The sequence below is a fragment of the Caballeronia sp. GACF4 genome (genome assembly GCF_023631025.1).
Lineage (GTDB): Bacteria > Pseudomonadota > Gammaproteobacteria > Burkholderiales > Burkholderiaceae > Caballeronia.
The window spans coordinates 30089-42083 of sequence record NZ_JALQDW010000002.1; the positions used below are offsets into that span (position 1 = coordinate 30089).

The window sequence follows — 11995 nt, forward strand, 5'->3', positions numbered from 1 at the left end:
ATTCCGCCTTGAAATAGCGGCTAAACGGGTGTCGGCGATGCGCGTGTGGATTGACGGCGCGGCTGACGACCTCTTTAGCCGCATTTGTATTGAACCTCCCGGCAATACCGCTTGGGAAGGTTCGCGCGCCCGCAATCGAGTCAGCAAATCGGCGCGTGTTCGAATTCAGATTCAGCGAAGAAGTATAGCGGAAAACGTAATAAAGCCGCCAATAGCGGTGCCCGGGCGTTCTGGATATGGCCCGAGTTTGTGTCTATATTGTCTAATCTGCGCGTGGGCCCTGGAGCGGAAATGAAACCGAGTCGTGTGAGGCCGCTGAGCCATCTCAAGAGCCGCGCGGCCGAAATGATCCGCAACGTCGTCGAGAGCCGCGAGCCCATGCTCATCACGCAAAACGGCGAAGGCCGGGTGGTCGTGCAGGACGTGCAGTCTTATGAAGACCTGCATCAGACCGTGGCTTTGCTCAAGATTCTGGCGATGGGGCAGAAGTACATCGAGGCCGGGCATTGCATAGACGCAATCGACCTCTTCGGCGAACTCGAACGGCTCGACAGGGAAGAAGGCGTCAAGTGAAAACCGTCTTTCTCGATCCGGTGCAGCAGGAGTTGCGCGACTATAGACGCTACGTCATCAACAAGTTCGGCAAGATGGCGTGGAAGGCCACGCGCGACGGCCTGGCCGACACCATCGCCGAGATAGAAGCGTCACCGCGCCGTGGCGCGACGCCGCCCGAACTGGTCGACTTCCGCATGACGGGATACTACGAAGTGGCGAGCGGCACTAACCGCGTCATCTACAAGGTGGATGGCGAAACCATCTACGTGCATCTCGTCGTCGATCAGCGCTCGGACCTCGAAGACATGCTCGCGCGGCGCCTCTTCAGGATGTAGTCGCTTTCGCCGCTCGAAAGCCGCCGCCGCGCATGCCGAGCGTGAGCGCGCGCAACGAACGCACGGTGCGATCCACGTAATGCGGCCGGCCCGAGCCGGGCAAGCGCTGCGAAATGCCGCCGCTTGACGTGCGCGCCATCGGCAAATGGCCGACGATCCACACCGTGCGAATGCCGAGCCGCCGGTAACGCTTCAGATGCCCGCGCGTGTCTTCCACCAGAATCGCGTCTTTCAAATGCACGTGCGCGCGGCGCATCGCGCGACGGAGCATGGGCGCATCGGGCTTGGCGCGCCAGCGTTCGCCGTCGCGCATGTCCTCGATGGCGATCACGCGCTCGAACAGCTTGCCGATACCCAGTTCCGCGAGCACCGAGCGCGCGTAGAGCGTCGGTCCGTTGGTGAGCACGATCTTGCGGCCCGGCAGCGCGTGCACGATGCGCTTCAGGCCGCGCTCGGCGCGCAGCATGGACGGCAGATCGGGGAAGGTATGGACTTCGCGCAGGAAATCGGCGGGATCGATGCCGTGATGCCGCACGAGTCCGAGCAAGGTCGCGCCGTATCGCACCGTGTAGCCGACGCGCAGCCGGTTCGCTTCGTCGATATCCACGCCCAGCCGGTCGATGATGTACTGCGTCATCGCGCGATTGATCGCCGGAAAAATCTCGTGCGACGCGTGATGCAGCGTGTTGTCGAGATCGAAGAGCCAAACTGGGCCGCGCGTTTTGACATGACGGCGGCGAGCACTGCGAGATGAACTCATGCGCGATTACGTTCGGCAAATAAAAACGCCCGCGCGGAGCAAACCGCAGCGGGCGTTGGAGGAAGAGTGACGAAGCTCAATGCGAGCGGATCATCGTGCCGAACGGCTGCTCGGTCAGAATTTCGAGCAGCACCGAATGCTCGATACGCCCGTCGATGATGTGCACCGAACGCACGCCGCTTTTCGCCGCATCCAGCGCGGAGGAAATTTTCGGCAACATGCCGCCGGAGATGGTGCCGTCGGCGAAAAGGGCGTCGATCTCGCGCGCGGAAAGGTCGGTGAGAAGATTGCCTTCCTTGTCCATCACGCCGGGAATGTTGGTCATCATCACGAGCTTTTCGGCGTTCAGGACGACCGCCAACTTGCCCGCGACCAGATCCGCGTTGATGTTGTAGGAGAGTCCGTCTTCGCCGAAACCGATAGGCGAGATGACCGGAATGAACGCGTCGTCCTGCAGCGCCTTCACCACCGCCGGGTTGATGGACTCCACTTCACCCACCTGACCGATATCGATGAACTGGCCCGGATTATCGCGATCCGGCATCATCAGCTTGCGCGCGTGGATGAGCCCGCCGTCCTTGCCGGTCAAGCCGACCGCCTGACCGCCGAAATGGTTGATGAGCGTGACGATGTCCTGCTGTACCTCGCCGCCGAGCACCCATTCGACCACTTCCATGGTCTCTTCGTCGGTGACGCGCATGCCCTGAATGAAGGTGCCCTGCTTGCCGATCTTCTTGAGCGCCTGGTCGATCTGCGGACCGCCGCCGTGCACGATCACCGGATTGATGCCGACGAGCTTCAAGAGGATCACGTCGCGCGCGAAGCCTTGCTTGAGGCGCTCTTCGGTCATTGCGTTGCCGCCGTATTTGATCACGACCGTCTTGCCGTGATACTGACGGATATAAGGCAGCGCCTCGGCCAGAATTTCGGCTTTCAGCGTAGGCGCGATCTGCGTGAGGTCAGGTAGCTCGGACATGGCGGCAAATGAGGCGAGGAGCGTTTAAACACGCGGATTGTACAGGAGTGACGCTACACGACAGGTCGTTTTTCCCCGCGCGCCGTCTCGTTTTCCGGCATGGCGGCCGGGCATGCGATCATCGCTTATCAATGTCGATGACACGATGATGAACGTATCGCTTCAATCAGGCTCCGACGCGACGCAACGGTGCACGCGCTGCGGCGCGGCGTTTCATTGCGGCGCGCTCGCCGGCGCTGCGACGTGCTGGTGCGCAACCTTGCCCGCGCTGCCGCGCGAACGCTTGCGGCCGGACTCGACTTGCCTGTGCCGCGCATGCCTGGCAGCGGAAATAGGCCAAGCGTCACGCTGATATTAGGGTGCGACAAATCGCGCCACGTTCGGTTTCACTATAGGCGCAAGCGGGATAATGTCGCATGGACCGCACGCACTCAATCACCCGATGCATCGCATAACCAATACCGGACGGGTCAACCTCGGTCACCTCTTCTGGCTTCGCTCGCTGGCGATCATCGGCCAGTTGACGACCATCGCCGTCGTGCAGATTTTCTACAGCGCGAAGCTGCCCTTGCCGGCCATGCTCCTCGTCGTCGCGCTCGAAATGTTCTTCAACGGGCTGACGTGGCTGCGCGTGGCGCGGGCTCAGCCGGAAACCAATGTCGAACTCTTCGGCCAGATGTGGGTCGACTTAGGCGCGCTCTCCGCGCTTCTGTTTCTCTCGGGCGGCTCGACCAATCCGTTCGTCACCTTGTATCTGCCGTCGCTGGCCATTTCCGCGGCCATTCTGCCGTGGACCATGACCGCGTGGCTCGCGCTCTTCGCGGTCTCTTGTTATGCGCTCCTGAGCTACAACTACGTGCCGCTCAACATAGAGAATCCATCGAATCTGTTCGACTACTTCCGCACGGGTCTGTGGGTGAACTTCATGGTGAGCGTCGGGCTGATCGGCTGGTTCGTCGCACGCATGTCGCGGGCGCTGCGCGTGCGTGACGCTGCGCTCGCCGACGCCCAGCAACGCCATCTGCGCGACGAACGCGCCGTTGCGCTTGGCGTGCAGGCGGCCACGGTTGCGCACGAAATGGGCACGCCGCTGTCCACCATTGCAATGCTGAGCGAGGAATTGCGCGATTCCGCTGCGCACGACCGCAACCTCGCGCCGTATGCGGCCGACTTCGAATTGCTCGAACAGCAGATGGCGCTGTGCACCTCGGCGCTCGCGCGCTTGCGCAGCCGCGCGACGGGGCCGTCGAATCGCCAGCCGCTTCGCGAATGGCTCGCGAGCTTCATCGAGCAATGGCGGCTGCGGCATCCGCAAGTGAAGTTCGAGCACGCGGGCAAGACGCCGGAGTCCATGTCCATCGACGATTCCGTTGCCATCGGTCAGATTCTCACGATCTTGCTGGACAACGCGGCGCGCGCGAGCAGCGAGCTCGTGACCTTGCAGGCATCGGCTGAAAAGGTGGAAGGCGTGCAGATGGTGCGCTTCGATATCTGCGATCGCGGGCCGGGCATTCCGCCCGCGCTGCGTTCGAGCCTGGGCGCCGCGCCAGTGGACAGCACGCAGGGCGGCCACGGCGTCGGGCTATACCTTGCGTTCGCGGCGGCGGCGCGCCTGCAGGGATCGATAGAACTCGCGGCGGATCAGCCACGCGGCACGCGCGCGATCCTGCGTCTGCCGAATATCGGCGCATCGCCCGCCGATGATGCACGAACCGAATCAAGCGGCGCGGCGTGAGCACGACGCCGGCCAACATTGGAGAAAGAAGCATGAGCGACATGAATTTCCTGATCATCGACGACGACGAGGTTTTTTCGGGCATTCTCGCGCGCGGCCTGGTTCGGCGCGGCTACACCGCGCATCAGGCGCACGACGCGAGCGAAGCGCTGAAGCTCGCCAATCAGCACAAGTTCGGCCAGATCACGGTCGATCTTCACCTCGGCAACGATTCCGGTTTGCGTCTTGTCTCGCCGCTGCGCGACTTGCAGCCGGACGCGCGCATTCTCGTGCTGACGGGCTACGCGAGCATTGCGACGGCGGTTCAGGCGGTAAAGGACGGCGCGGACAATTATCTGGCGAAGCCCGCGAACGTCGAGTCCATTCTTGCCGCGCTGCATGAACAGGCGAGCGAGCAGACGGCGGAAGAAGCGATTGAGAATCCGACTTTGCTTTCCGTGGCGCGGCTCGAGTGGGAGCACATTCAGCGGGCGCTGGCCGAGAACAACGGCAATATTTCGGCGACGGCGCGTGCGCTCAACATGCACCGGCGGACGTTGCAGCGGAAGCTGGCGAAGAAGCCCGTGCGCCAATAAAAAAAGAACCGCCCAAGCCGGGGGAACGAGGGCGGTAATCGGAGAGTTACAACGACTACGTGCATATACAGGGGAATACGCACAGGGAAAGAATACGTCGACTCGTTGCGGCCAAATATACGATTATTCCGAATCTAGGAAGACTCCTAGAAAGCTGCGATTCAGCAGGAACTTGAAGGCGGCGAGCATCCTCGGCGCAGCACTGAACGACAGCGAGCGCGCACGCGCAACGCAAGCGTCCAGCGCTTGCACGACAACGCCAGTTTTCGTCCGCCTTTCGCCTCACATCTCATCCGCCGTATTCTCCGCATTCGATCTCAAGAAGGCCGCAACCCGCGCCGTAAAGCTCTCTGTGCGCGAACCTGAGTTCGCACCACGCCGTCCGTGGGCGTCGTCTGCGGGGCGTGGGACCAGACGGACCGGCGCGGAAGCTCGACGCTCGAACGCCGGTCGATGAAGCGCTGGTCGACAGAGGAGACATCGATGAACTGGTTTGACCGCCTTTCCGTGTTTGGCAAGCTCGTGCTGTCATTCGCGGTGGTGATTGTATTTACCGCATGCGTGGGCGTGACCGGCGTCGTATCGCTGGCGAAGATGAACAGCTTGATCGGCGAGATCGGCGCGAAACACATGGACGGCCTTTACTGGGTCGAGGAAGCCAACAAGCACAAGCTGAACACCGACCTTGCCGCCGCGAATCTCACCTTCGCCGACGATGCCGGCAAGGCGAAGCTCAAGGAGGGCATGACCGCCTCGCTCGCAAGCATGCATCGGGCGCTCGACAACCTGCGCCCCACGATGACGACGACGGATGGCCGCGCGCTCTACGACTCGGCGGCGCAGGCTATCGCCGGATGGGAAGACATCGTGCATATGCAGATCGGCACGAAACCCATGCCGACGGACGTCGATCAGATGGGTCTCATCGCCCGTGCGATCGATGCCAGCGAGAAAGCGCGCGCATCGCTCGAACGTCTCGCCGACTTCAAGCGTGAGCGCGCAACCGGCGCACGCAACAACGCGGCGTCCGAGTACCAGACGATGCGCGTCGTGATGCTCGCACTCGTGCTCGGCGCGATGGCGGCCGGCGGCTTGCTCGCGGTCTTGATCGGCAGGCGGCTGTCGGCGCAGCTCGGCGGCGAGCCGGGCTATGCGGCGCAAATTGCGAACCGTATCGCGGAAGGCGATCTCACGGCGCGCGTGCAAACGCGTCCGGGCGACGACAGCAGCATGCTTCACAGCCTCGGCAACATGAGCGTGAAGCTGGCGGAGATCGTCGGCGGCATCCGGCATTCGAGCGAATCGATTCTGTTCGCATCGCGTGAAATCGCACAAGGCAACACCGACTTGTCGCAACGCACGGAAGAGCAGGCGGCGTCGCTGGAAGAAACCGCGTCGAGCATGGAGCAGCTCACCGCGACCGTGCGTCAGAACGCCAGCAACGCCGATGAAGCCAGCGGCCTGGCGCGCGGCGCATCGGATGTCTCGACGCGCGGCAGCGAACTCGTCGGCGAAGTGGTGGACAACATGCGCGAACTCGCGGCGGGCTCGAAGCGAATGACGGACATCATCGCGGTGATCGAAGGCATCGCGTTTCAGACCAATATCCTGGCGCTGAATGCTGCTGTCGAAGCGGCGCGCGCGGGCGAGGAAGGACGCGGTTTCGCGGTCGTCGCCGGTGAAGTGCGTTCGCTTGCGCAACGCAGCGCGATGTCGGCGAAGGAGATCAAGGAACTGATCGAAGCGTCGACGGCGCGGGTGGACAGCGGCGCGGCGATCGCCGAGCGCGCGGGTTCGACCATGGCCGAAGTGACGGAAGCCGTGCAGCGCGTGACGGACATCATGGCGCAGATTTCGGCGGCCTCGCACGAGCAGAGCGCGGGCATCGAACAGGTGAATCGCGCGGTGGCGCAAATGGACCAGGTGACGCAGCAGAACGCGGCGTTGGTCGAGCAAGCGGCGGCCGCTGCGGGCGCGATGGCCGATCAGGCCGAGCAACTGAAGGGCGCGGTCGCGGTGTTCGAACTGGACGGGCGCGGGTAATTCGGTTCGCGCTGGCCGCTTGCGATGGCGGCCAGCGTCGAATCTCGCCGACGGCAAGCAGCGGACGCGCTAGCGTTTCGGTGCTCATCGTGCGGTCGCGTTCGAGCAGGCCGCGCATGAATCTCGGCGCCAATGCGCCTTTCGCAACGATGTGTACGAAGCGCTCATCACCGCAAGCCTCCCGTAATATCACCTCGCTTGCCACCTTGCATCCCACTCCGTAAACTCGCGCCAGTTTCCAGAACACCCGCGCCGCACGAAACGGCGTCAATGTCGAGAAGGAGTTGTTTCCCATGTCCAATCCCTATTTCCCGCGCTGGCCCGTCCAGCCGGATGCGCAAGGCGGCCGCGTCGTCGGCCCCGATGAGCGCCTGCCCTGGCCGCAGATGTTCGCCATGGGCATTCAGCACGTCGTCGCCATGTTCGGCTCGACCGTGCTCGCGCCGCTTCTCATGGGCTTCGATCCCAATCTGTGCATCTTCATGTCGGGCATCGGCACGCTGCTTTTCTTCGTGCTGGTCGGCGGACGCGTGCCTAGCTATCTCGGTTCGAGCTTCGCGTTCATCGGGCTCGTCATCGCGGTGACGGGCTACAGCGGCCACGGCCCGAACATGAACATTCCCGTTGCGCTCGGCGGCATCGTGGCGTGCGGCGTGGCTTACGCGATCATCGGTGCAATCGTCACGGCGGTCGGCACGAAGTGGATCGAAGCGCTGATGCCGCCCGTCGTCACCGGTGCGATCGTCTGCGTGATCGGACTGAATCTCGCGCCTATCGCCGTGAAAGGCGTGAGCGCCAGCAACTTCGATTCGTGGATGGCGCTTGTCACCGTGCTTTGCGTGGGCGGCGTGGCCGTGTTCGCGCGCGGCATGGCGCAGCGCCTGTTGATTCTGATCGGGCTGGCGATTGCCTACATCATCTACGCGGTGCTGACCAATGGCATGAGCATGGGCAAACCGATCGACTTCTCGATCGTCGCGAACGCCGCGTGGTTCGGCATGCCGCACTTCACCGCGCCCGTGTTCGAACCGCGGGCGATGACCCTGCTCGCGCCCATCGCGATCATTCTCGTCGCCGAGAACCTCGGCCACATCAAGGCGGTCGGCGCGATGACGGGACAGAGTCTCGACCGTTACATCGGACGCGCGTTCATCGGCGACGGACTGGCGACCATCGTCTCCGGTTTCGCGGGCGGCACGGGCGTGACGACTTATGCGGAGAACATCGGCGTGATGGCCGTCACGAAGATTTATTCGACGCTCGTGTTCGCCATCGCGGCATTGTTCGCCATCGTGCTCGGCTTCTCGCCGAAGTTCGGCGCGGTCATTCAAACCATTCCGGGGCCGGTGCTCGGCGGCGTGTCGATCGTGGTGTTCGGGCTGATCGCGGTGACGGGCGCGCGCATCTGGGTGGTCAACAAGGTGGACTTCTCGGATAACCGCAATCTGATCGTCGCGGCCGTCACGCTCGTGCTCGGCGCGGGCGACTTCACGCTCAAACTCGGCGGTTTCGCGCTTGGCGGGATTGGCACCGCGACGTTCGGCGCGATCATTCTGTATGCGCTGCTGCGCCGGCGTGGGTCGGGCGTGGTCTGATGACAAAGCGCCTGCGCGCCCGGTGGAACGCACGCGCAGGCAAGAGAGCATGCTCTCAAGCCGACAACCCCCGCTTCCGATTCACCAGCGCGGTCTCCGCCAGATCGATCTCCCGGATGAGCTTGTTCAACGTCTCGTCGTTGATCGTCTGAGCGGCGCGCAACCTGAACAACTCGGCCCGCTCGGCGCGCATCGCGGCCATGCGCAGCCGTGTCTCGACCATTTCGCTTCTCTTCGCGGCCACGCGTGGCGCTTCCTCATCGCCGAGGGATTCCAGCCTGCGCCGGTAAATGCCCATCACACGCGCGGATGAATCCGTGCAGCGCGCCGCCGCCGTTTCGTCCATCTGCTCGATGAGCGTCTCGTGCGTGTCGTCGATAGCGCGTATCGCCGCCTGCGCGATGCGCCGCCGCGCCATGCGCTCCTCCGCCGCGTAGGGCTTGTCGATGCGCGCGGTGCCGCGCAAGAGAATAGGCAAGCCGATGACCGCGATGATGAGCGACACCAGGATCACCGCCGACGCGATGAAAATTGCCACGTCGCGACCCGCGAGCGGCGTGCCGTTATCGAGCGTGACCGGCAGCGAGAGCACGCCCGCGAGTGTGACCGCGCCGCGCACGCCGCCAATCGTGGTCATGGCGAGCGTGCGAAAACCGGGCGCCGCGCCAATGCCCTGTTTCGCGGCGTTGCGGCTCGCCACCCAGCGCAGGCAATACACCCACACGAAGCGCAACGCATACAACGCGACGACGGTCGCAAGCACATAGCCGATCAAAAGGCCCACTTGAGCGTCGCCATCGTGATGTGCTTCGATCAGCGCCTGCCCGATCACGTGCGGCAACTGCAGGCCGAGCAGAATGAACACCATTCCGTTGAAGACGAACTCGATCATCGCCCAGGTGCTCGTCATGCGGATACGCACCGCGCTCGGAATGCTGTCGCGCAGGCTCTGGATGTTCATCATCATCCCCGCCGATACCGCCGCCAGAATGCCCGAGCAACCCGCGCGCTCGGCGATCACGTAGGCGGCGAACGGAATCAGCACGGTGAGAATGACGCCCGCCGCGGGGTCGTCGTCCTCGGAAAACTTGAGGATGCGCGCGGGTATCTCCGTGATCGCCCAACTGATCGCCGCGCCGATGGCGAGCCCGCCCGCCGCGATGATGAAGAAGCTGATGGTCGCGTCGCGCAGGGAGAACACGCCGGTGAGCGCCGCCGCGATGGCGAACTTCAGCGCGACGAGGCCGGACGCGTCGTTCATCAGCGCTTCGCCTTCGAGGATATGCATGAGGTTCGGCGGAATGCGATTGCGCCCGGCAATGCCCGTCAGCGCGACGGCATCCGTCGGCGAAAGTACGGCCGCGAGCGCAAACGCGACGGGCAGCGGCATCTCGGGAATCATCGCGTGCAGGAAGTAGCCGAGCAGCCCGACCGTGATGAACACGAGGCCGAGCGCGAGCATGAGGATCGCGCGGCGCTGCATGTAGAGCTCGCGCTTCGGAATGCGCCAGCCATCCGCGAAAAGCAGCGGCGGAATGAACAGCAGCATGAAGAGTTCGGGATCGAACGTGACGTGAAGCCCGAAGCCGTGCCACGCCAGCACCGCGCCGATGGCGATCTGGATCAGCGGCAGCGGCAGCTTGACCGGAAGCAGGCTCAGTCCGAAGCCGGACAGCGCGACCACCATCAGAAGAATGAGTACGGTGAAGACGATTTCCATATGTGCGGTACTGCACGACGCAAAGAGGCGAAAGCCCTTGATGCCGTCTAGCATTGTTCGGGCGACGCGAAAGTTTATCGCGTGAGCCGGTCAGGGTTGATATACGGTGATATACGACGCTCGCACCGCGGTGGTGCGCATGCACGCGAAATCGCCTGATAGCGGTGCACATTCCACCTAAAACGCCGACAAATCCACATGCATTGCTCGCATGGAGCTTGCTTTATCGTCAGCCACGGGGGACGCAAGACTCCCGGCAGATCAACGAGGGCTGTTCTATGAAATCGGTATTGGACGGGGCCGGGGCGGGACCGGTCAGGCTTGGCCAGGCAAGAGATTCGGCGTTTTGCGGGAGGGCACGGACATGGTGATCGCGAATCCGGAAAAAGCGACGGTCACCACGCGTAGCTTCGAACTGGGCGTGACCTCGGGCTTCGACCGCTATTCCGTCGAACATGGCGACCTGACGCTCTCGAGCGTCTTCCAGCCGGTCTTCAGCCTTTCGCATATGCGCGCGGTCGGCTACGAAGGCTTGTTGCGCGCGCATGACTCGCTCGATCGTCCGGTTCCTCCGGTCGATGTTTTCGGGCAGGCATCGCGTATTGGCGAAGCCATGCTGATCGACCGGCTGGCGCAGGCGCTGCATCTGGAAAACTTCAAGATGCTGGGCGCGCAGACCGAATGGCTCTTTCTCAACGTGCATCCCGGCGCGCTGACCGAGCCGTATCACGCCGCCGCGTTGATGGCCAACCTCAAGCGGCTGCATATCGAGCCGCGCCGCGTCGTGCTCGAAGTGCTGGAGCAGAGCGCCGAAGACATGGAACGGCTCGCGCTCGCCGTGCAGCAGTTCCGCGATCAGGGCTTTCTCATTGCGCTGGACGACTTCGGCGCGGGACATACGAACATCGAACGCATCTGGCAACTCGATCCGGATATCGTGAAGCTAGATCGCGTGATGCTGTCGCACGCCGGGCAGAACGTGCACGCGCCTTCGTCGTCGCGCACGATCAAGCAGCGGCAGAACATGGAAGCGGTGCTCTCGGGCATCGTGTCCTTGCTGCACGAAGCGGGCAAGCTCGTGCTGATAGAAGGCGTCGAGACCGAACACGAGGCGCAATTGGCGCTTGCGAGCGGCGCGGACTTCGTGCAGGGCTTCTTCTTCGCGCGGCCGCATCCGGGTCTCGCGGATGGCGACCACGCGAAAACCGTCATCGGCGAACTCACCGAGCGCTACCGCCTGCAGACCGAGGCGCGCGAACGGCGCGTGGCGACGCGTCTGCAACCCTACGTGCGTGCCTTCGAGCGCGCGGCGGAACGGCTTGCGGCGGGCGAGCCGCTCGACGAAGTGTGCTGGAACTTCCTCGCGCTCGATAACGCCGCCCGCTGCTTCCTGCTCGACGCCAACGGTCGCCAGGCGGGCCGCAATGTCGTGCTGCGCGCCGACCGCGCGGCGCACGAAGCACGATTTCTCCCGCTGATCGACGCGCAAGGCGCGAACTGGCTGCGCCGGCCGTATTTTCGGGCGGCGCTCGGCGAGCCGGAGCGCGTGCACGTGACGAAGCCGTATCTGTCGATCAACGAGGCGATGCCTTGCGTCACGTTGTCGGTGGAGACGCGGCTCGACGGCAAGCGCTGCGTGCTGTGCGGCGACATCGACTGGATCTCGGACGACGAGCTCGCCTGAGAGCCGAGGCGTCACAC

Annotated in this window: 11 protein-coding genes; 8 read left to right on the plus strand and 3 right to left on the minus strand. The window is 63.6% G+C overall.

Features of this window, described 5'->3' with window-relative positions; all coding sequences use genetic code 11:
* The first annotated feature begins 291 nt into the window (after window positions 1-291).
* Window positions 292-573 carry a type II toxin-antitoxin system Phd/YefM family antitoxin gene (locus NCR40_RS00210; RefSeq protein ID WP_244826753.1) on the plus strand — a complete coding sequence of 94 codons (282 nt, stop codon included), beginning with the start codon at window positions 292-294 and terminating at the stop codon, window positions 571-573.
* A complete protein-coding gene (locus NCR40_RS00215; RefSeq protein ID WP_244826754.1) occupies window positions 570-890 on the plus strand; it encodes a type II toxin-antitoxin system RelE/ParE family toxin in 321 nt (106 codons plus the stop codon). Before NCR40_RS00210 ends, NCR40_RS00215 begins: the two co-directional genes overlap by 4 nt.
* Here NCR40_RS00215 and NCR40_RS00220 read toward each other — a convergent pair.
* Together NCR40_RS00220 and argB are read right to left on the minus strand one after the other, a co-directional pair.
* Window positions 880-1650 carry a pyrimidine 5'-nucleotidase gene (locus NCR40_RS00220; RefSeq protein WP_250508449.1) on the minus strand — a complete coding sequence of 257 codons (771 nt, stop codon included), beginning with the start codon at window positions 1648-1650 and terminating at the stop codon, window positions 880-882. The two genes, NCR40_RS00215 and NCR40_RS00220, sit on opposite strands and share 11 nt — an antisense overlap.
* 76 nt (window positions 1651-1726) lie before the next feature.
* Window positions 1727-2626, minus strand: a complete 900-nt coding sequence (argB, locus tag NCR40_RS00225; protein ID WP_244826756.1) for an acetylglutamate kinase — start codon at window positions 2624-2626, stop codon at window positions 1727-1729.
* 148 nt (window positions 2627-2774) lie between these two features.
* Here argB and NCR40_RS00230 point away from each other — a divergent pair, with 148 nt between their 5' ends.
* The 5 genes from NCR40_RS00230 to NCR40_RS00250 all read left to right on the plus strand — a co-directional run bounded on the left by NCR40_RS00230 (window position 2775) and on the right by NCR40_RS00250 (window position 8574).
* Complete coding sequence (locus tag NCR40_RS00230; RefSeq protein WP_350029287.1) at window positions 2775-2978, plus strand: cysteine-rich CWC family protein; 204 nt, start codon at window positions 2775-2777, stop codon at window positions 2976-2978.
* 90 nt (window positions 2979-3068) lie between these two features.
* Window positions 3069-4361 carry an ATP-binding protein gene (locus tag NCR40_RS00235; RefSeq protein WP_250508450.1) on the plus strand — a complete coding sequence of 431 codons (1293 nt, stop codon included), beginning with the start codon at window positions 3069-3071 and terminating at the stop codon, window positions 4359-4361.
* A gap of 32 nt (window positions 4362-4393) precedes the next feature.
* Entirely contained in the window at window positions 4394-4936 is a 543-nt protein-coding gene (locus NCR40_RS00240) for a response regulator transcription factor (RefSeq protein ID WP_244826758.1), read from the plus strand.
* 483 nt (window positions 4937-5419) lie between these two features.
* On the plus strand, window positions 5420-6979 hold the full coding sequence (locus NCR40_RS00245) for a methyl-accepting chemotaxis protein (protein WP_250508451.1): 1560 nt from the start codon (window positions 5420-5422) through the stop codon (window positions 6977-6979).
* 293 nt (window positions 6980-7272) lie between these two features.
* Window positions 7273-8574: a solute carrier family 23 protein gene (locus NCR40_RS00250; RefSeq protein ID WP_250508452.1), complete on the plus strand. Its 1302-nt coding sequence runs from the start codon at window positions 7273-7275 to the stop codon at window positions 8572-8574.
* A 55-nt stretch (window positions 8575-8629) separates the two neighbouring features.
* Here the strand turns inward: NCR40_RS00250 and NCR40_RS00255 are convergent, their stop codons facing one another.
* The gene (locus NCR40_RS00255) at window positions 8630-10294 is read right to left on the minus strand and encodes a Na+/H+ antiporter (RefSeq protein ID WP_244828152.1); all 1665 of its coding nucleotides are present in this window, start codon (window positions 10292-10294) and stop codon (window positions 8630-8632) included.
* Window positions 10295-10658: 364 nt separating this feature from the next.
* Between NCR40_RS00255 and NCR40_RS00260 the strand changes: the two genes are divergently transcribed.
* Window positions 10659-11978 (plus strand): sensor domain-containing phosphodiesterase, encoded by a 1320-nt coding sequence (locus NCR40_RS00260; protein ID WP_250508453.1) that lies wholly within the window; start codon window positions 10659-10661, stop codon window positions 11976-11978.
* Window positions 11979-11995: the final 17 nt, after the last annotated feature.